The sequence below is a fragment of the Gluconacetobacter aggeris genome, from assembly GCF_014174395.1.
GTDB lineage: Bacteria > Pseudomonadota > Alphaproteobacteria > Acetobacterales > Acetobacteraceae > Gluconacetobacter > Gluconacetobacter aggeris.
This window is the reverse complement of the sequence record NZ_JABEQD010000023.1, coordinates 15,488-34,392: the sequence shown is the minus strand read 5'-3', so window position 1 is coordinate 34,392 and position 18,905 is coordinate 15,488. Positions and strand designations below refer to the sequence as shown.

Annotated in this window: 16 protein-coding genes, 1 tRNA gene and 3 pseudogenes; 5 read left to right on the top strand and 15 right to left on the bottom strand. The window is 65.1% G+C overall.

Annotated features, from left to right (window positions below):
• On the bottom strand, positions 1 to 681 hold a 681-nt coding region (istB, locus tag HLH36_RS18820), incomplete at its 3' end, for an IS21-like element helper ATPase IstB (protein WP_182987818.1).
• On the bottom strand, positions 681 to 1,973 hold the full coding sequence (gene istA, locus HLH36_RS18815; RefSeq protein WP_182987817.1) for an IS21 family transposase: 1,293 nt from the start codon (positions 1,971 to 1,973) through the stop codon (positions 681 to 683). The genes istA and istB, both read right to left, overlap by 1 nt.
• Positions 1,974 to 2,201: 228 nt before the next feature.
• Here istA and HLH36_RS18810 point away from each other — a divergent pair, with 228 nt between their 5' ends.
• Both HLH36_RS18810 and HLH36_RS18805 read left to right on the top strand, forming a co-directional pair.
• A complete protein-coding gene (locus tag HLH36_RS18810; protein WP_182987816.1) occupies positions 2,202 to 2,609 on the top strand; it encodes a VOC family protein in 408 nt (135 codons plus the stop codon).
• Positions 2,610 to 2,824: 215 nt separating this feature from the next.
• A pseudogene (locus tag HLH36_RS18805) lies at positions 2,825 to 3,064 on the top strand (IS5/IS1182 family transposase); the annotation flags it as partial.
• A gap of 390 nt (positions 3,065 to 3,454) precedes the next feature.
• Here HLH36_RS18805 and HLH36_RS18800 read toward each other — a convergent pair.
• Together HLH36_RS18800 and HLH36_RS18795 are read right to left on the bottom strand one after the other, a co-directional pair.
• Positions 3,455 to 4,546 carry a site-specific integrase gene (locus HLH36_RS18800; RefSeq protein ID WP_182987815.1) on the bottom strand — a complete coding sequence of 364 codons (1,092 nt, stop codon included), beginning with the start codon at positions 4,544 to 4,546 and terminating at the stop codon, positions 3,455 to 3,457.
• Positions 4,547 to 4,634: 88 nt separating this feature from the next.
• A tRNA-Ser gene (locus HLH36_RS18795) sits at positions 4,635 to 4,707 on the bottom strand.
• On the opposite strand from HLH36_RS18795, the pseudogene HLH36_RS18790 reads away from it, so the two are divergent.
• Together HLH36_RS18790 and HLH36_RS18785 are read left to right on the top strand one after the other, a co-directional pair.
• Positions 4,676 to 4,831 (top strand): annotated as a pseudogene (locus HLH36_RS18790) (HU family DNA-binding protein); the annotation flags it as partial. The gene HLH36_RS18795 and the pseudogene HLH36_RS18790 sit on opposite strands and share 32 nt — an antisense overlap.
• 3 nt (positions 4,832 to 4,834) lie before the next feature.
• Entirely contained in the window at positions 4,835 to 5,650 is an 816-nt protein-coding gene (locus tag HLH36_RS18785; RefSeq protein WP_182987813.1) for a hypothetical protein, read from the top strand.
• Between the two features lie 345 nt (positions 5,651 to 5,995).
• Here the strand turns inward: HLH36_RS18785 and HLH36_RS18780 are convergent.
• Positions 5,996 to 6,094, bottom strand: a pseudogene (locus HLH36_RS18780) (IS5/IS1182 family transposase); the annotation flags it as partial.
• A 4-nt stretch (positions 6,095 to 6,098) separates the two neighbouring features.
• Here HLH36_RS18780 and HLH36_RS18775 point away from each other — a divergent pair.
• Positions 6,099 to 6,572: an SMI1/KNR4 family protein gene (locus tag HLH36_RS18775; RefSeq protein ID WP_182987812.1), complete on the top strand. Its 474-nt coding sequence runs from the start codon at positions 6,099 to 6,101 to the stop codon at positions 6,570 to 6,572.
• An 82-nt stretch (positions 6,573 to 6,654) separates the two neighbouring features.
• Here HLH36_RS18775 and HLH36_RS18770 read toward each other — a convergent pair whose 3' ends face one another.
• The 10 genes from HLH36_RS18770 to HLH36_RS18725 all read right to left on the bottom strand — a co-directional run bounded on the left by HLH36_RS18770 (position 6,655) and on the right by HLH36_RS18725 (position 18,904).
• Positions 6,655 to 7,449, bottom strand: a complete 795-nt coding sequence (locus tag HLH36_RS18770) for a segregation/condensation protein A (protein WP_182987811.1) — start codon at positions 7,447 to 7,449, stop codon at positions 6,655 to 6,657.
• Positions 7,439 to 7,987, bottom strand: a complete 549-nt coding sequence (locus tag HLH36_RS18765) for a hypothetical protein (RefSeq protein ID WP_182987810.1) — start codon at positions 7,985 to 7,987, stop codon at positions 7,439 to 7,441. The genes HLH36_RS18770 and HLH36_RS18765 overlap by 11 nt, the downstream gene beginning before the upstream one ends.
• A complete protein-coding gene (locus HLH36_RS18760) occupies positions 7,984 to 8,715 on the bottom strand; it encodes a site-specific integrase (protein WP_182987809.1) in 732 nt (243 codons plus the stop codon). Before HLH36_RS18760 ends, HLH36_RS18765 begins: the two co-directional genes overlap by 4 nt.
• A 6-nt stretch (positions 8,716 to 8,721) precedes the next feature.
• On the bottom strand, positions 8,722 to 10,041 hold the full coding sequence (locus tag HLH36_RS18755; RefSeq protein WP_182987808.1) for an RES family NAD+ phosphorylase: 1,320 nt from the start codon (positions 10,039 to 10,041) through the stop codon (positions 8,722 to 8,724).
• Positions 10,042 to 10,373: 332 nt separating this feature from the next.
• The gene (locus tag HLH36_RS18750) at positions 10,374 to 11,399 is read right to left on the bottom strand and encodes a TniQ family protein (protein ID WP_182987807.1); all 1,026 of its coding nucleotides are present in this window, start codon (positions 11,397 to 11,399) and stop codon (positions 10,374 to 10,376) included.
• The gene (locus HLH36_RS18745) at positions 11,399 to 12,286 is read right to left on the bottom strand and encodes a TniB family NTP-binding protein (protein ID WP_338030492.1); all 888 of its coding nucleotides are present in this window, start codon (positions 12,284 to 12,286) and stop codon (positions 11,399 to 11,401) included. Before HLH36_RS18745 ends, HLH36_RS18750 begins: the two co-directional genes overlap by 1 nt.
• Before the next feature lie 38 nt (positions 12,287 to 12,324).
• A complete protein-coding gene (locus HLH36_RS18740; protein ID WP_182987806.1) occupies positions 12,325 to 13,992 on the bottom strand; it encodes a Mu transposase C-terminal domain-containing protein in 1,668 nt (555 codons plus the stop codon).
• A gap of 442 nt (positions 13,993 to 14,434) precedes the next feature.
• Entirely contained in the window at positions 14,435 to 15,547 is a 1,113-nt protein-coding gene (locus HLH36_RS18735) for a caspase family protein (RefSeq protein ID WP_182987805.1), read from the bottom strand.
• An 18-nt stretch (positions 15,548 to 15,565) separates the two neighbouring features.
• Positions 15,566 to 18,052: a GAP1-N1 domain-containing protein gene (locus tag HLH36_RS18730; protein ID WP_220792923.1), complete on the bottom strand. Its 2,487-nt coding sequence runs from the start codon at positions 18,050 to 18,052 to the stop codon at positions 15,566 to 15,568.
• Between the two features lie 18 nt (positions 18,053 to 18,070).
• Positions 18,071 to 18,904, bottom strand: coding sequence for a TRAFAC clade GTPase domain-containing protein (locus HLH36_RS18725; RefSeq protein ID WP_182987803.1), 834 nt, complete (start codon positions 18,902 to 18,904; stop codon positions 18,071 to 18,073).
• Position 18,905: the final 1 nt, after the last annotated feature.

Here is an 18,905-nt window from a genome sequence, read left to right as displayed (position 1 = left end):
CAGCAGGCGGTCCAGGATGGCGGTGGCCACCACCGGGTCGCCGAAGACCTCGCCCCATTCTCCGACCGAGCGATTGGAGGTCAGCAGGATCGAGCCGCGCTCGTAGCGCCTTGAGACGAGCTGGAAAAACAGATGAGCGGCGTTGGCCTCGAATGGCAGATAGCCCAGTTCGTCGATGATCAGCAGCTTCGGTCGCGACAGGAGCGCCAGTTGCTTGTCCAGCGCGCCATCCGCGCGCGCCTTGGCCAGCATGGCGACCAATGTCGCGGCGGTGACGAACTGCACGCTGTAGTTTCGCCGGATCGCCTCGCGCCCGAGCGCCACGGCCAGATGCGTTTTCCCCGTTCCCGGCGGCCCCAGCAGCAAGATCGTATCGCCGTGCGCGACCCAGCGGCACTCGGCCAGGTCACGGATCTGCCGGGGATCGAGGGACGGCTGGGCGTCGAACTCGAAGCCGTCGAGTTCCCGCACGAACGGGAACTGCGCCATCTTGCTCGCCATGGCGATGCGGCGCTCGTCACGTCGCGCGATCTCGCGCCCGACCAGGAATGCCAGCGCCTCGCGTAACGTCATGTCCGAGCGCGCCGCCTCGTCGAGCAGCGTGTCCAGCTGGTCGCGGATCGCCGTCAGCTTGAGCCGGTCCAGCATCCCGACCAGGGCCTCATGATCCATGCCCGCCATCACCAGGTCCCTCCCGCGACAGCCTCATATTCGGCCAGCGGCCGGAGCAGGTCGGGCAATGGGGACGGTAATCCTGCACGCGGCGGGCGCGCCTCGGCCGGTCCGCCGACCAGGCCGGCGAGATGGGACCGATCGACGATCCGCTGCCGGCGTCCCGCGCAAAGCGGATGATCCGCCACGACCTGCCCGGCATGACGCACGACGACGCGCCCGCCCAGCACCACGACCTGCACGCTCTCGCCGATCAGCCGCCACGGCACGGAGTAGCTGTTGGTGTCCAGGTCGATCGCGCAATCGGCCTGAACCTTGCGCACCAGATCGCGCAACTGGCCGAACGGCGCGCGTCCACCGAGCGGGCGCAGGGCCTCGGCCTCGCCGGCGAAACGCTCCGACGGTGCAACGCCCGTCGTGCCATGCACGCGCCGGTCGGCGATCTCGCGCGTCCATTGGTCAAGATGCGCCTCGAACGTCGCCCAGTTCGCGAAGCGCCGTCCCGCGACCGCGTTCTTCTTGACATAGCCGACCCCGCGCTCGTCCTTGCCCTTGGTCCGCGCGCGATACGGCGCGCAGGCACGCGGCGCAAAGCCCCAATACCGCGCAAAGGCATGCAGCCGCCCGTTGAAACGGACCTCCCGCGTCGTCGCGTCGTGATGCTCGACCAGGGCTTTCGCATTATCGAGCAGGATCTCCGCAGGGACACCGCCGAACCGCAGGAATGCGCCCTCCATGCCCGCGAACCAGTCCGCCTGTCCCTGCCTCAGCGACGCGCGGATATGCAGGCGGCGCGAATAGCCGAGCGTCGCCACAAACAGATACACCCGCAGCCGCTCATCGCCGATCCACACTCGCGTCTCGCCGAAATCGATCTGCAACTGCCGCCCAGGCGGCGTCTCGAAGCGAACCGTCGCCCGCTTCCGGGCCAATAGCTCCCGCCGCCACGGCCGGACCTTCAACTCGACCGAGCGAAGCCCAATGACGATCCCGTGCTCGCTCGCCAGTTCCTGGCGGATCACGTCGGCATTGCCGTCGTGCCGGAAAAACCCCTCCCGAAGCCAGTCGTCCAGACCGTCGAACGCCGACCGCCGCTCAGGCTGCCGATACGCGATCGCCCCGCCAGCACGGACATAGCGTCGCGCCGTGTTCCGCGAACAGCCAAACTCCCGCGCCAACCGCTTGGCTCCCCAGCCAAGCCCGTGCAGCCGCATCATCGCGACAACTTCCTCGGGTTGCAGCATCCCCGTTCCCCGCATCGTTCCAGACAATGCGGAAATCATGCTCTCTTCTTCCGTCATCGGTGTCCCTTTCAAAAACGAAGAGGGGTCAGTTCCTCATTGCGACAGGGGGTCACTTGCTCACTTCGCCTGACACGCGCTTTACAGTTATGTCGCGAGAGCTCCGGAAGGAAATGTTGATCTATCAGAATACAAGGCCATTAGTAGATGGTTGCAGCGCACGGAAAGCCTGGAGAGGTTTGTTCCATTCGCGAATATTGTAGCGGATTTGAAAACAGGAGAGGCGCAATGAACTTCTCTCATCTGAGTCTAGATCATGTAGGCATTCGTGTGACGGATCTCGCCGTTTCCGAACGGTTTTATGTCAAATTTGGCTTCATCCGTGATCCAGAAGAATACGCTCCAGCGGTGAAAGCCTGTGGTCTACATCACCCATCAGGACTTCGCCTTCATCTTATTTTTAATGGTGTATCAGACCCGGCTGGTAATGTTCTGATGGATGTTCCTGTTAAATATCCAGGCTACACACATGCGGCATTTATTATCGAAAGTATGGTGGGCTTTGTGGTCTGGCTGGAACAGGAACGGATTACGATCACAGAAGGCCCAGTGCATATGGGACACGACAGACGCGTCGTCTGTTTTATTCGTGATCCAGACGGAAACGTTCTGGAATTTAACGAAATTCTCAAATAATTTTGCCTTTACTGGCGCACTCAATTTGGTAGATAAACGAGGATACCGATAATAAAAATAACCCAAGGTCACTCAGATCGATTGCTGGAAAGGTTGGTTGTTTGGCGCATACGCTGAACTAATGAATCAAGCAGGTCGACGCCGGTAAGCCGACTGGTCCTGAATTTCTATCTGCTCGCGCATTTTAAACAAGATGGAGGGTTTTTCGAACCCTCCAGGTTCACAGGAAAAAGCCTCATCTCAAACCTATGCCTCGGTATATCCAGAGATCGAATGTCGGAAAGTCTGTGATCCGATCCCCTGTCGAGCATGTCTTTGCCGACCAGAAATCGTAGACGGGATTGTTCATCCGAACTGTCGGTATGACCCAGGCCACCATGAAGATCGGGCTGGCCAATATCGTCTATAATATGCGCCGCTTCCTCTTCTTGGAGCGGATCAGCACCACTGCGTAGCTATCAAGCGGGTAACAGCCCCCAATCTGCTCAAAACGTAGACCGGATGCCATCGCAAAAACCGTCAATCAAATCGCCAAAAGCCAGAAATCACAGGCCACGCACATCAATTGACGGTTCTTCGATCCCTCCAGCTTGTTCGAAGGAACCGAAAATTATCGTTTCCGATATGCAGCATACCAGGCGGAACACTGATTCAGTTTGTCGTCGGCTATCTGCGATAGAGGGTAGGCACTTTTCCTAGAAATTTTAGCTATTGATGATGTCTGCTTTTCGGAAAAGCACTTTACGGTCCTAATGTCTCGGATGAGGGCGGAAGCGGATGCCGATGGTGCGAGGTTCGGACGTTTAACATAGTAACTGGATGCCTCTGACAAGGGGGGGGGCGGATTATTTTGTCTTGTTCGCGATGTCGGCGGGCACGGGCTGGTAGTATCGACTGAGCGATTTGAGGTCACGATGGCCGGTGACGCGTGTCAGTTCGATCGGATTGAGATAGCGCGCCAGACGCGAGGTCGCCTCATGTCTCAGATCATGGAACGTCATGTCCGTGACTCCGGCCTGCCGGGTCATGCGTCCGAAGAGCACCGAAAACACTTTGCGTTCTCCAACCGAGAAAATATGTTGGTCTCCGTCGGGTTTTGTTTCCATGGCATCGAGCTTTGCCGTCAGGACGCGCTGAGCACCTTTTGTCATGGGGCGGATCTCGGGCCCCAGTTCGTCGCGGTGTCGGTCGTTTTTTACACGGGCCAGGGAGATCGTCTGCCGGGCGAAGTTGATGTCATTCCATCTCAGGCTGATGGATTCGCTGAGGCGGCATCCCTGTTCGATCGACCACCTGATGAGCCAGACGACGTCCGAGTGGTGGCGGAAAACTCCATTGGGATCGGCAGCAGCCTGCAGAAGCAGCTCTTCCTCGCCATCGTGTAGTCGACGGTTCCGCTTCCGATCAGCCCCCTCTGGTCGCTTGGTTCGCTTCGCCGAGGCATGATTGACGATGTCCGTGTCCCACTCCGAGTTGGCGTATTCGACAATCGCTGCGATCAGGTTCAGTCGCTTGACGACGGTTCCTTTGGCTAGTCCATCGGTCAGCATCGTGTCGCGAAAGACACGGACATCGCCGTTGGTCCATTTTCCGATCTTAAGGTCGGCAATCCGCGAGGCAAGAAGTGAGGGGAGGTGGCCGCGACGGTCAGCGTCACGGTCAGCCATGCGCTCGCGTCCATAACGTTCGAACAGTTCCCTGAAGGTGATCTGATTTCTCTGGCTCGCGGGTGGCTCAAGCTGCCCGACATGCGCTTTGGCCCGGACGTCCATGAGCCAGCGCCGTGCAAGGCTGGCGGTCGCGAAGGTCTCGCGATGCCGCTTGCCATCGACCATCTTGCGGGCCTGATACTGGCCCGGTCCACGATACCAGACGCCTTTGGGCAGGGGCTTTCCGGTAACCGGATCCTTGTTGGTCTCTTTTGGGGCTTTGCTCATCGTCGATTGGTCCTCTCCCAGTTTGGCTCGGGATTGGCTCAAAAATCAACGATTTTTAGATAAACCTGCTGCAAGCTCTTGAAAAGCTTGGCGTCCCATAGGGGATTCGAACCCCTGTTGCCGCCGTGAGAGGGCGGCTTCACCTTGCCCTCCTTCGGGACCTTCACCGTGCGCGCCATCAAGGCGCAGCCGCGGATCAATCCGGCGACCGGCGCACCCGTCGCCGGCAGGGCCGGCAGGACCGTCCGTTTCAAGGCCAGCCCGCTTCTCAAGACGCTGGTCTGACCGATGCAAGCGGCCGAAGGCAGCCCGGTATTGCTCCCGCCGCCCCTGCTGCTGGCGGTTCGGCCGCGTCTGGCGCCTGACGCGCCGCCGCTCGCCCGGATCCTGATCACTCAGGACGAGCACATCGCCCGTGACGACGCCGGCGCGATCGTCTCCGCGCAACTGACGATCCGCTATCGGCGACTGGCCGACGCGCCATCCCAGCCCCCGTACCCGACCCACCGGTTCCTGGCCTGCTACGCACGGCAATGGGACGGCGGCGGCCGGACCAGCCTGACGTCGCATGACCCGTATCGCGGGACAGTCTTTCTCGACCTGGAGGGACTGGAGGGCAACCGGATCGGCTCGTTCCTGATGAATCAAGTCGTGACCTGGGCCCGGCGATGGCCGGACGCCGAGGTGAACCCGATCACCCTGCTTGCGCACCAGGCGCGTGGAGAGAACACGATCCGGCGCAACCGGTTCTACGAGCAGTTCGGCATCGCGTTCGCCTATACGGACGACACCAAAGCCGCGGGCACTGCCATGGAGATGCGCGCCGGCCAACTGAAACCTTGGGAGCACATGCCGGACAATCTGTCGGTAACCCCGCTCGAGGCGGCGTTCGACGAGCAGCAGCGCGAACTCGCCGTCCTGCGTCTCGACCAGCAAACCATACAGCTGCGCGAGCGTGCTCTCCGTCGCGAGCTGCAACGTGCAATCGCGCATCCGCTTCGCTTCGCCGCTCGGCAGATCTGGTATCGTTATGCCCCGCTGCTGGTCGGCGCGGCGTCACTTACCGTCCTCGGTGCCCTCTCCCTGCTGGTGCTCACGCGCTGACCCGCCGCGCCCTCCCGGCCCGCCGAGGCCGAGGGCTCCGAGACGGCAGCCCGCGTTGCGCACCGCCTGGTCCGCCGCCGCCATCGCTGCCTCGAGATCCGCATAATCCGGCTGCCAGCGCGCCAACGGCGAGAAGGCAGCCGGCGCTTTGTCGACCAACGGCTCCTCGACCTCCGGCGCACCGACCCGGCCACCGCTGCGCCGCGCCCGACGCGGCAGGGCCACCTCGTCGGCCAGCGGCGCCAGGCCCTTCAGCCCGAACAGCCGGCGCGCGCTGCGATGGGTGACCTCGACCACGATGCCGCGCTCGACGAACTGATTGAGCAGCGCCAGGGCGTTCTTCGGGACCATCTGCTCATCGACACGCGGAACGCCTCTGGGCTTGTTGGGCAGCAGCCGCTCGATCACGCGCCATTTGAAGGCGGTCAGATTATATCGGCTCATACCGATGCTGAATCAGCTTCTGATCCGCGATAGAAGCCGTCATCATGTAGTGAAGGTCAAAGGATGGCATGTGCTGGAAGATCGAGAATGGCATAGAACCGAGGGGGCTTCGTCAGAAGCGGTGAACCTGCTTAGATCCGCTGCCCCAGTTGATCTCCCTGAAAGCTACTATTCGCTGCTGTGCTTCAGCAACGGCGGCGAGGGACCATTGGCGGTTCAGCCACTTTGGATCTGCCTGTACGCCGCTGAGGAAGTCGTTCAGATTGAACGGCGTGGCACCTTCCGAGAGTTCTTTGCGAACCTGTTCGTGATTGGCGGCAACGGTGGCGGCGAAGCCGTGGCTTTCGACCTGCGCGAAAGCGAACCCTATCCAATCGTCGCCTTCGATATGACAAACATCAACCTGCTCGAGAGCGTCCGAACGATCGCGCCATCGTTCGACGCTATTCTGGAGTTGATCGGTCGGGACGGCCAATAGCCGAGCCTAGTTTATAGGTTCACGACCCAATTCGGCCTTCACTAAGATTCCGAGCATCACGAGCGCAGGCGGCCGGTGACGCTCACCGTGCTACGGACGGTCGCGAACGAGACGGCGCGTCGGCACCCACCACCTGGTCAAGATCCAGTTCCCCGATCCGCGCCAGCTCCAGTGCAGCGACGAAGGTGCCGGCCAGCGCCGCCCGCCGGCGCAGCGTCAGATCGGGGCCGTCGGGCAGCGCTGGCAGGAACTGGGCCCAGCCCTGGCACACGGCGCCGGTCGTCAGTACCACGCGGATCCGCGCCAGCGCCTCGCTGATGGTCCATAGACCCAGCGAGCGGATCTGCAGCGCCGCCGGCGCGGTCTCGGGAAGGTCGTGTTCCAGCACGGTCAGGCAGGCCGCCATCAGTTCGAAATAGCCGCCCGCCGGCCGGCCACCCGCGACCGGCGACGCCCCCGCCGTGGTGCCGGCAAAGACATCGCGGCCCAGTTGCGGCCGCCGTGCCAGCCAGTCGGCGGCCGCCCGCATTCGCAGCAGCTCCTCAAGCTGGCCAGCGGTGCGCCGGGCCTCCTGTTCGGCCTCTTCTCGTTCCTGGACCGCCCCGAACATCAGGCGCGAACGCAGCAGCACCAGCCGCACCGCCCAGGTCAGCCAGTCGGCCCGCCGCTCCAGCGGCACCGTGTGGTGGGCGGCCGCCAGCCCGGCGACGAACTGGGCGGCGAGGTCAGCCATCGACATCCCCCCGAGATCGATGCGCTGCCGTTCGGCCAGGTCGAGCAGCAGATCGAGCGGCCCGTCATAACCGGCCAGATGCAGCTCGGGCATCCCGGGCGCGCGGGCCGACCGCTCCCATTCCGCGTCCGACTCAGGCGCCATCGCGGGCCGGCTGCATCGCCAATTCCAGCGCCGGCCAGTCGGCGCGGATCCGCTGCAACGCCCGCCACGGCGTCCAGTCGGCGGAGACGAAGGCGATCTCCAGCCGCGCACTGTGGCGCCGCCGGCGATCGGCGCGCTCGGTCAGGGTCACCTGACGCAATGGCCAGGTGGTGCCCCAGTGCTCCCACAACCAGCGGCGGGCGGTCGGCGCATCCTCGCCCAGCTGCAGGATCCGCTCCGGCACCGGTACCAGCCGATGCAGGTCGAACGGGCAGCCGGTCTGCGCCCGGGCATGCAGGGCCCGGGCTTCGCCGGCCTGGCGCAGCAGCCGGGCCAGGGTACGCGCCGCCGGCCCCTCCTGCACCATCGGGGCCAGCAGCCGGGTTTCCTCATAATCCCAGTCGATCAGCCACGGGATCAGGCCGGGGCCGCGGGCGGCGGCGCGAAAGCGGGCCACCTCCTCGCCCGGGCCGCTGACGGTCAGCCGGGTGGCGATCCAGTCCGGCGTGGCCAGGGCCAGGATTTCGGTCTCGCTCACCCGGCACCCGCTTTGGCGCGGCGCAGCAGCAGCCGCACCATGTCGGCCGACAGCCGATCGCCCGGGCGCTCGGCACGGGAGATGCTGGTGAACAGGGCACCGAACCGGCGTTGTCCGCGCCGGCGCCACAGCTCGACCGCCTCGACCGCGCAGCCGGGCTCGCCCGGCCGACGCGCCAGGTCACGGACCGCCCGCATAGTGGTAAAGGGGGCGGAGCTGGTCACCCGCAGGCCGCCGCCGGCCAGCGGTTCGAGATGCTCGACATCGAGCGCCGCCAGCGCCGCGCCGGTGAAGCGCTCCGCCGCCAGCAGCAGCAGCGCGCGATCCCGGCTGCCGCGCAGACTGTGGTCGCAGCCGGCCGCCGCCCGCCGCAGGGCGGCGGCCGGATCGGCCGGCCGCGCCTTGACCCGGCCGCGGGCGATGGCGCGGGCGATCCGCTCGTCGCGCCCCCACAGGAAACCGGCGCCGCGCTGCTGCCCGGCCAGGGCGGCGCAATCTACCCGCAGGCTGGCCTGGCTGCGGCCGGCGCGGGCACGCGCCTGCAGCCACGCCGCCGCCGCTGCCGGATCGACCGGCAGCGGCGCCACCGCGCGCGCCGCGCACCAGGCGACAAAGGCCGACCAGCTGGTGGCATAGGTGGCGCGGGTTGCCGCGCCGCGGTCACTGCCGTGGTTGGCTGGCCGGCAGTCCACCGTCCGCCCCCGGCTTGTCGGCTGGTCGTCCAACACGGCCCCTTACAATCCCAGCCCGAGGTCTGCCGTCGCCGCATCGCCGACTTCGGCGGCAGGATTGTCGAATTTGCTGACATGCGTCGGCGCTGACGTATAGGCCAGTGCAGACACGCTATGCACGACCAGATCCTCGGTCAGCACCAGCAGCGTCGCCGCGCTCGGCGATGAACCCGGTTGCTCCGCCCCGCCGGTGCACAGCACATATTCCGGGGGATCTTCGGGATGATAGCCGGCCAGCCGCACCGCTTTGGTCGCCAGGGGAAATCGCGGATCATCCGCACCGACCGACAAGGCATGGGCGAACAGCACGATGTTGCGGCCGCGCTGGCGCAGGGCAGAAGGATAGAGCACCCCGTCGTAGCGCGGGCTCGCCTTGTTCGCCAGATAATCGGCGACACATTGGGTGGGCAGATAGCCGATGCTCTCCTGGTGCGGCGGCACCGGACGCGAGATCTGCCAGCCGAATTCCGCGAGGAACCGCCGCCGTCCCTCCAACAGCGCCAGTTCCGGGTGGAAATAGGCGACCTTGCTGTCGCCCAGCCGGGACAGGTCGAGCAGCCGCAACGGCCGCTGCGGCGCCAGCGGGGCGATCACCACCTCGGCACCCAGCGCCGGCCGCAGTTCGGCCAGCGCGGTCTCCTCCTCGCAGGCGAGATAGAGCACTGGAATCCCAGCGGCATTCATCCGCCCCGCCCGCCGAAGCGCCGGCGGCGGCGCCGCGAACTGGGCCGCCGGATCCGCCAGCATTTTGGCCACCTCGACCGGGTCGACGGCCAGCCGGGCCCGGAACAACCGCGGCTGCTCCGTCCCCGGGCCGACGGTCACCACCGCCTCTGCCGGCGGGCTGCCCAGCAGATCCTCCAGCAGGCGGGCCGCCTGGTCATTGAAGAAGCGCGAGGTGCTCTCCAGGCTTTGGCAGAAGCCTTGCCAGTCCTCACTATGAGAGGAGGCGGCGGGAATAGTGATCAGGTACTGTTCGTCCGGTTCATTTGCGCCGTCGCCGCCCCCCATCTCCGAGAGCACGGCGTCCGCAAGCTCCGTGTCGCATTGCAGCAGCGTCTCAACGATTTCCCGCGGATGCTGGGCCTCGCGGCGCCTGCGCCAATGCTCGGCATCGTGATACCTGCCCACCACCCGGCGATAGACCCGATCGGTCCGCCTCGCCAGCTCCGCCACATCCCAGGTGATCCCCGGGCGGTCACAGAAGGCGCAGCGCCGGTCGCGGCCGCTGGTGAACATGTCTTTTTGCAGCCACGGGTCACCGACGCAATCGGCACAAACCCGGGCTTCGCCAGCGTATCGGGGGGAGATTTCAGCCGTCATCCTGCTCCTCATCCCGGCGCGCCTGCCGGCCGACTGAGGGTAGGACAGGGAAATCAGTATGGCAATTCGCCATTGATCAGCATTGATTCGTTCTTAACACCTGGTCTGCCGGTCAATGGAGATATGCGGCCGAGGATTCCGCCGTTCCGTCTCCGCCCCCTCCCCTCTTTTCCCGCGCACTGTATGTCCGATAATGTCTCTTGTCGGACATACGTAAGCCGGCCATACTGCCGGCGAAAATTGTCGAAATCTCCTTAATGGCGAGAACGCCCGGTCCGCCGCGGCCCCAGGCTGCAGGAAATTCCCCTTAATCAGGAGAAAGATTCCCCTGGTTAAGGCGAAAAAGAGCCCTTAATTCGGTTACTGGCCCCAACGCCGGCGAGCCGCCGCCGGCCCCAGCCGGCCACCCCCGGATCCAGCCAGGCCAGAAAGCGCTCAACGCTGCATGGTTGGCGTTCCTGCGCGATCCCCGACGGAGACCAGGCAACGCGGCCGTCGGTGACCGCAAACCGGTCCGGATCGCCCAGCATGATGGCCGCCAGCGCGAGAACACCTCCGGCCAGTTCAAGCGGCACCATCGCTGGCGTGAAGGAGAAGTCGCTGCGCCAGTCCGCACGCTGCTGCAGCCACCACAACGGCGGCGCAGCCTGCAGTCGCAGACCAAGGGTCAACACGACCATCAGCAGAATATCCCCCACCAGCGCCGGCAGCTCGGCCGCCCACGTCACGCCGCGCCATCGAGCCTGCAATGGCCGGCCGCCCAGGCTCCGGCCCAGGTCACGTTGCAGCCCAGCAATGGCGCGGGCCATCAGCGGATCAAGGCACAGCCCCCAGGGCAACCCCGGCGGCGGCCGCTGCCGCCACAGGCTTACCGGCTTATCCCGCGTCGCACAGTGGGCGCGCACCCTCCCTTCCTGGCTCTGAAACAGACAGCCCGTTCCGCGCTTGCCGCAGCAGGGGCAGGCCTCTTCCAGCAGTTGGCCGTGGCGGTCACAGAGCGCCGTCGCTCCACTCCGCCACGCCCGGCGTTCCCAGGTCTCTCCGCCCGCCAGCAGATCCGCCTGTAGACACGTCCGGCACCATGCCGGCGCTGGCCGATCCCATAGCCAAGCCTCCGCCCCGCCGCAGCGCATCCCGGCAAGCCGTTGCACGCTGACGCCGGTGACGCGGGCGAGCGCCCGGTCCACCCTCGGCGCCGCGCACCAATCCAGCGCCCGGGCATCAGGCATATCGCAGCCGACATGGCTGAGGAGATGGCTGGCGCGCAGGTCGTAGCGTGCCGCCAGCCTGGCGAGCCAGGACGACAGCACCTCGCCGCGGAACGGCGCGGGTACGATCGGCAACCCGCGGAGCGCCATTACCCGCGCCCGCTCCGCTGCCGGCGTCTGACGGTCGCCGGCGGCGGCTCAAGCCCATCCCACACCTCCTGGCTCTGCAGGGCGCCATAGTCCACCCGCTCGGCACCGGAACGGATCGCCGCGATCGCCGCCCGCTCGATCGCCTTGCAGATCCCCAGCGTGATTCCGCCGGTACGACCGACCAGCAGCTGCATCACCCGGGGGGAGTCGATCGGCGACGGGCCCCGCAACGGCAGGCTCCAGATCAGGCGGGTGACAAACCGGGTCAACTCCGCCCCCTCCTCCCATTCCGGCAGGTCGAGGTTCATGAACCGGCTGCGCAGCTGGTCGTCGGACAGCAGGGCGTGCCGGGTCTCCGGCACGCCGACACCAACCAGCGCCACCCGCAGTTCATTCGACAGCCACCGCAGCAACTGCAGAAATCTGCGTTGCTGCCGCGGCGACGCGGCCAGGACCGAATTCAGCTCGTCGATGACAATGACCTTGGTCTGCAGTTCCGCCAGCACCCGAAGCACCGTGGATTCCCGCGGGGCACCGACTTCGAACGTGTCGATCGGCGGCACCCCGACCGCCTTGAGCAACTGCGAGAAGAAGCGGGGACCGGTCGGATCATGCGGCATCAGCATGACCACCACCGGCTGCAGGCGGAAAGTGCCGACCCCCTTGATCACCACCGACGACTGACGTTCGAATTTGCGGATCAGCGTCGTCTTGCCCATGCCGCTCTGGCCGATCAGCAACAGATTTTCCATTCGCTCCGAGCGCGGCTGGGCATAGATTTCTTCCAGTCGGCCCAGCACCCGCGCGGCATGGGGATAATCGACCCAGCGCTTGGCGCGGATGTGCGCGATCCGCTGCTCGGCATCCAGGGCGGCCAACGGTCTCACGTCTTCCGGGAGGTGCGACCACTCGGCATCTCGCATGGTCACCAGATCTCCACGCCGCTGGTCATGCCGGGTGGCGGCAGCGGAATCCGCGCGTCGTCGTCTGCGGCCGGCAGGTGCCCCGCCTCGGGGGCAGCCTCACCCCGCACGGTCGTCGTATGCGCCATCTCGCGACGGACCGCGTTACGCCTCGCCTGGCGGCTCACCCCCCTCGCCTCGTCGAGAATGGCCCGCTGGGCTGCAATCGCGCCAAAGATTGCGTGCTCATCAACCGAGCGGCGGCCCTCGTCCCGCAGCGCCCGCACCGCCTCCCGATGTTCCCACAGGGTGATCGGGGCCCGGCGCAGATCGGCATAGGGCACGCGCACATGATCGCCGTCCGGCAGCTCCACGAACACCGCCGCCAGGTTGCGCGGGTCATATTTCACCCGCATTTTCGTTGCGGGCTGTCCCAGCAGATGCGCCAGTGCGCCGTCCTGATACTGGATGTTGAACAACCGCACGCCGTCCCGGCGCACCACCCGCTCCTGGAAGGGCAGAAAATCGAGCAGGAAGCCCTGGTCGTCGACCGGATGCCGCAGGGAGCCCCCTTGGGTCGCCTTGGCCCAGCGCGCCGCCGGCGGACAGCCAAGGCTACGGTGGATCTCGTTGTGATAGGGGCCCAGCACCTCCAGCGCCAGGATCCGTTCGAATTCGCGAAAGGACAGGCAGGCCCGCGCCTCCGCGGGATAATCCCCCTTGGCCACCACGTTCGAAAAGGTGGTGCCCGGCAGGGCCTGGATCCGCCCCATCAGCGTGCCCATCAACCGCTCGATGTGCCCCCCATAGCGCGGGGTTGCCGGCGGACGGTAGAGGACCTCGATCCCGTGCTGGGCACAGCCGCGCTCGAAAGCACGACTGTGGAATTCGGCACCGTTGTCGACATGAATCGCGGTCGGAATCCCCGCGGTCGGCCAGCTCTGCTCGATCAGCCGTTCGGCGCGCCATCCGTCCTTGGGCAGCACCGCCTGCGTCACGGCCAGCGCCACTGACGCTGCACTCGGTGCCTCCAGCGACAGCAGGAAGCCGAGCACCATCCTGGTATGGACATCCAGGACCAGGGTCAGCCACGGACGGCCGATGCTGCTGCGCGTGAGGTCATCGACCAGCATCAGATCGACCTTGGTATGGTCGATCTGGACTATTTGCAGCGGCTGTGCCGCCTCCAGGCTGCCTCTGATCTGATGAAATCGCGCGTCCGCCGCCACAGGCCCTTCTCGGCGACGCACCAGTTTTTTCAGGTCGGCCACCGCTACCCGGGCCCGGAACGCCTTCATCGACGGCGGCCTGCGACCTACCGCCCGACACTCCTGGCAAAGCTCGCGGTAGACCCGCTTCAGCGTTGGCTTTTCCCGCTGCTGGTAGCTCTTCTCCACCGCCACCGTGATCAGCCGTTCCACGGCATCCGGCAGGCGCTTGCTGCCAGGCCGCGGGCCGCGCGACCGATGCACCAGAGCCGAGGCCGTCGGCTCTTCCTTGAGCTTCTTGATCAGACGATAGGTATGCTGGATGCTGAGTCCCAGGCGCTGTGCCGCAAGCGCAATCTCCAGCCTACTGGTGCGATCGGCCTCGACCAGCGGACGCAGAACTTCGCTTCGTTTGGTGGCCAGCTCCCACGCGGCGCTGCTTACATCGAGAACGGATCGCCTGGACTTGGCGGACTGTTGCATTGGCGGCTCCCGCGAGGAAGAACAACCAGACGCGATTCAGAAAACAGGCGAGGTCCAAGCCCGGCGGCCTTGCCCCCTCTCGGCGTCAAGGCACCATATCGCGCGCACCGTCCGATAGCGAATCGTTTATCCACAGGGCATGCCGGCTCACCGCATTTGCGATAACGCGGCGAACGGCCATTTCGGGGGAAGGAAGCGGAATTTACGCTGACGGACGCGGTAAGCAAGAAGCTGCCATCACATGCACGATGCTTGGGACCGACATGCGCCCCCAACCCCGCCGCTCTTTATCTTGGGTCACGCACTCTAGAGCAGACATTGCTACGGCAGGAAAGTATCTGTGGTCGTTTTGGCAACTAAGGTGTCGACGTTCATCCATTCCTGGCGCAACCTGCGAGCGGACATTTGTCCGCCTGCCGATGTTCTGCTTACCTGCAGAAGGTTAGCTTCGCTGCGACATTTGTGTCAGTGCGAGGTGGTGAGGGAAATCCTGAAGGGCTGCTTGAACTAGAGCACTCTGACTAATATGGGCACCACCACCACCCCGTTGAAGGGTTTGAATCGCTGCGAACCAGCTGGCACGTCCCGTGCCGGTCAGGCGAAGACGGGAAACATCACCGCCCGCACGCGCCCAGATTTCTTGATCCAGAGGGCCTGCCGGGTACAGGTCGGCGAGTATGTTCTCAAGCTCCCGCCAGATGCCGCCAGATACGGCGGGGTTCTGATGGGCGGCTATGCCCTTGGCGCCTCCTCGATCGAGCGCGACGGGAAAGTTGTCTTCCAGATCGCTTGCCTTGAAGATCGGGTGCTGCCGTCCCGGTGCTGCGCCACGGACCTTCTCGGCAACGTAGTTGAAAATCTCGAAGATGCGGATCAAGCCGTCGCCATGGGTGCGTGCCGCGCCTCGCAAAGCGCCCACGAGGTGCTCGGTGAAAAGGCTGTTGCTCGCGCCTAGGAGCACGAGCGAGGTTTCGGAAGCTCGCGACGATGCGATCAGGACGCGACCGGTCCCTTGCGCCAATCGGTCCAACGACTTTTCGCTGAAGCCAAGACCAGCGATGTTCCCGACTGCCTTGAAGCTACCGGCTCCACCGGAATGACAAGCGTCGATAAAGACGACGAGGCGTTGAGCCTTGATGTCGGCCAGCAGGGAAGATAACTCGGTCTCCAACAGAACGGTTGCCGATACATCGCCCGGATCGCAATCGACTGGCATCAGCGCGCTCTCAGGACCGTTCGGATCGCCAAGGCGCGCGCCGTGCCCAGAGAAGAAGATCATGACCGTATCGTCAGGCTTGGCGCGGCTGGCGAGCGCGCTGAGTTCGCGACGGATCGCTTCAAGCGTGGCTTCGCTGTCCAGTAGCGTCGTCACGTTCTTTGGGTCGTAGCCGCAATACGCAGGAGAGGTCAGGACGGCGGTCACCTCGCGAGCGTCATTGATCACCGCAGGGGGCAATGGCGATACCTTGGGGTAGGCCGCGACGGCCACCAACAAGGCGTGCCCATCCGAGAAGCCGGCCTTTTCGATTGGCTTAGGTCGATTATCGTCGTTCATAGTCGCACTCGCAGCATATTACCGGTAACCTTTTCCGAGATCGGGATCGCTGGCGAGATAGCGAACTTGATCACTGTGGGGAAAATCCCGCTTCATCTCATCGAGCAGTTGAGCAGGTCGAGGTCCTCTGCCCCGCCTCATTTGCCCGATCGCATCCCGCCATCGGGACCGCCCGCTACCGAAGCTCTGCAGGTCTGCGTCTCGTCCACCGGCTCGACCCCAGATTTCGTTGTAATCGGGCCCATTTGGGTAGAGGTCGGCGGCAAGGTCCTCCAGGACTGTCCACTTTTCCTCGTAGGAGACTACCGATAGCCCGAGCGTCCACCGCGTGAAGATACCTATCATATCATGGCACACCCTGAGCGCCGGCTTAACGTCGTCGCGCCCCATGCGCGCGAGGCGGACTAGCTCATCGACGGCGCTGCGCCAGCGGCGGTCAAGGACCAGGCGACCGAGCATCTCCGCATCATCCGACCGCAGTGATCGTCGCGCCACCGCCCAACTCCCCAGCCAGCGGAGGAAGCGGTGCTCGTCAACCCCTGGCAGGGCGGAGACGATCCTGGCGACGGTGCTGACGCCGGTCGGCGCCAGCGTCCGCAGTATGCTGTCTAGGCGATCACCTGTGAGGATTGCAGCTTCAAGCTGCGGGTCCGGTGCGCGGACGACGTCACCCGTCGAGGCACGATCGAGCCAGCCGCTGGCTGTGGCTTTCAGGAGGTTGGTCCGGGTGGGATCCGCGAGCCGCGGCCAGACCTCGGCGCGACGGGCATAGCCGCTCAGGTCGGCCAAGGGGCTCTTGGCGAGTACCGTGATCAGCTCTTGATCAACGGTGCCCCCGTCGAGGTGCTTTTCGACGACCGAAATAAAGGAGCGCTGCGGGTCGGTTGGCCCCCGCCACGCTTCGGCGTTGGCGGCAAGGGCCTGAGCCCAAAGCTGCTGCGCCGGCAGGGTGCTGAAATCGACATCCTTCAAGAGCTGGGGCTTTCGCGCGACCTCCTCGGCCGCGATGTGCAGGATGCGCGGCTCAGCCGTGTCGAGCGCTATCGCGAGCGACTGCGCCGGCGTAGCGGTCCGCAACGCGGCTCTGAGCCCGTCGAGGTTGCCCGGATCGGCATCGACAGAGAGCTGTTGGCGGACTGCCTCGCTTGGCGAGAGGCTCGCACCGGCAGCAGCCCCGTGTAGGCGAAGCCATCCCTTCATGAGTGCGATGCCCGTAACCGCTTTGCCGGCGTCGTGACTGATCTTACGAGGTACGGCGTCAGACAGCCGAGCTTCTAAACCTCCATCCTGCGGGAGGTGGTCGGCCAGCGCTTTCAGCGTAGCAGGTCGAGTCTCAGCCCAACGCCAAAACGCCGCCGAAAACCCACACGAAGTCGAGCGCGCTACGGCAACGACTCCCGCGAGGACCGCCCTGCGCCACGGTTCGACCGCGGTCGTGGCCGAAAGGGCGTCGTCGATCGCGGACAACATGGCCGGATCATCAGCTTGTGGGAACTTGTTTGCGACCGCCCAAGATTCGAGGCCTGTCCATAGCGTGCTCGCGGCCGGGAGTCCCGTTGTGCTCAGGTTTCTGAGCAGGAGAATGCCCCCCACCGCGGCACCGTGCAGTCTCGAGGCGAGCCTCTCGATCAGCTTTGCCTTGCCTGCCGTACCCATGGTGGGATCGGGCGAGAGGCGCTCGACGAGCCGAAGGACGGCTACGCAGTCGTCAAAGCTCGGGCTCGAGGAGGAGCCGAGCTCAAAGGCGCGCTCGAGCAGGGGCAAGTCCGCGAAGCGGTCCAGTCGCGCCCCGATCTCCTGGGCGAAAGCGAGGCTAGGTTCGGCCTCCGCGCCTCCGCTCAAGATCGCAGCCGCGCGTGAGACAGGGGCCGAACCAGAGGTCCCGATGATACGATGACCCGTCCAGCGGGCCGCCAATGCGGTGGGTGTGCAGATGAGCGACGGCTGGGGCACATCGACCACATCATGCGGACCGAAGCTCAGCCGAAACGCGAACCGGGCGCGGAGTTCGGGCCAGAGGTGGAACCACAAGGCGACGGCTAAGTCTTCAAACCCTTGAACGCCGACCCGCACCACAGGCCCGGTTCCCCTGGTAGTCAGGGCCTCGGCTGCCGGTACCAAGTCCGCGGCCGTGGGCGCCGCCAGCGTGGACGTGGGCACGTCGCACTCTTGAATCGCATCGGGCGGCTCGGGCGCCGCGATCAGCAGCGCGATAAGCGGCCGCAGGTCAGCCATCGTTGTCACTTCTTCGAGGGGAGCGATGACAGCATGGGAGAGGACCATCCCGGCCCGGGATGCCGTCGGGTCGGCGAAGGTGCGGGCAAGGACGTAGCGGTCGCCGTGTGGGAAGCCGCTGACGAAGGGTGACCACTCCACCCCGGGAGGCGCTGTGTCGGGCAGGTCGAGGCGCGACGCCAGCTCGGCGGGAACGCGGCTGCGGTCGCTGGCCAGCCGCATAGCATGCCCGCCGCGCACCTCACCGTATATCGCCTGCTCGACTCTCATAGACGCCGGCCCTCGGTCTCAGAGGGTGTCGGCTAAGAGGCGCTGGATCGGCAACGTAAGGTCCGTGGAGCGCTGGCCGTCCGGAAGAACGACATAGCCGAATTGCTCGGGACCGCGCGCCGCGTACTCCATATCCGGATCACGGGGACTGAGTGGCCGCTCCAGCGCGGATAGGCCGAGCACGCTCGGTTCGATCCATATGCTGTGCACGAAGCTCGAAAACATGGGGAGCCGCTGGTCCAGGACCACGGCGGGCTGCTCATCGGTGCCTAACTCGTCCCAGCAACTCAGGATAACGCATAGGCGGGGGCTCTCCAACGGCTTCATGCTGATCGCGCCCCGGATGTAGAGGAGCATCTGGAGCAACTCGATCAGCCGAGCCTGGTCCGAGACCTGAACCTCGCGATTTTCAACGCCGGCGCCTTTCAGCGTGCTCAGCGGACGCGAGAAGATGTCCTCGCTCACACGCGTTTGCTGCAGGCGGACCAACAGAAGCCAGGCAGGTGCGTCGATGACGCGGGCGCGCCAAGCCGCAGGGATGCGGCGCGTCGACGATATAGTCTTGATCTGCTCGCCGCCGTAGTCTGGCCAGACAAGCTCCGCCTTGCGACCGCTGACGTCCGCGATCGGCCAGATGCTGTCGACATAGGTGGTCGTGGGCGTGTGACCGGCCGCCATGCCTTCGTTCAGGCTCTCCATTGCGGCCTCGAACGGCTCCAGGTTGGTGGCCGCACCGTCCATCCGCAGCTGGCCGTCACCTTTCATCAGCCGCTTCAGGAGCTGTGCGCCGTAGTGCGTCTTGCCGACGCCTGACTCGCCGATGAGCAGGATAGATCTGTCGCTGGCGCTCATG

Coding starts and splice junctions, on each gene's coding strand:
- istA (WP_182987817.1), bottom strand. CDS start 1,973: ATGACGGAAGAAGAGAGCATGATTTCCGCATTGTCTGGAACGATGCGG.
- HLH36_RS18810 (WP_182987816.1), top strand. CDS start 2,202: ATGAACTTCTCTCATCTGAGTCTAGATCATGTAGGCATTCGTGTGACG.
- HLH36_RS18800 (WP_182987815.1), bottom strand. CDS start 4,546: ATGAGCAAAGCCCCAAAAGAGACCAACAAGGATCCGGTTACCGGAAAG.
- HLH36_RS18785 (WP_182987813.1), top strand. CDS start 4,835: ATGCAAGCGGCCGAAGGCAGCCCGGTATTGCTCCCGCCGCCCCTGCTG.
- HLH36_RS18775 (WP_182987812.1), top strand. CDS start 6,099: ATGCTGAATCAGCTTCTGATCCGCGATAGAAGCCGTCATCATGTAGTG.
- HLH36_RS18770 (WP_182987811.1), bottom strand. CDS start 7,449: ATGGCGCCTGAGTCGGACGCGGAATGGGAGCGGTCGGCCCGCGCGCCC.
- HLH36_RS18755 (WP_182987808.1), bottom strand. CDS start 10,041: ATGACGGCTGAAATCTCCCCCCGATACGCTGGCGAAGCCCGGGTTTGT.
- HLH36_RS18750 (WP_182987807.1), bottom strand. CDS start 11,399: ATGGCGCTCCGCGGGTTGCCGATCGTACCCGCGCCGTTCCGCGGCGAG.
- HLH36_RS18740 (WP_182987806.1), bottom strand. CDS start 13,992: ATGCAACAGTCCGCCAAGTCCAGGCGATCCGTTCTCGATGTAAGCAGC.
- HLH36_RS18735 (WP_182987805.1), bottom strand. CDS start 15,547: ATGAACGACGATAATCGACCTAAGCCAATCGAAAAGGCCGGCTTCTCG.
- HLH36_RS18730 (WP_220792923.1), bottom strand. CDS start 18,052: ATGAGAGTCGAGCAGGCGATATACGGTGAGGTGCGCGGCGGGCATGCT.
- HLH36_RS18725 (WP_182987803.1), bottom strand. CDS start 18,904: ATGAGCGCCAGCGACAGATCTATCCTGCTCATCGGCGAGTCAGGCGTC.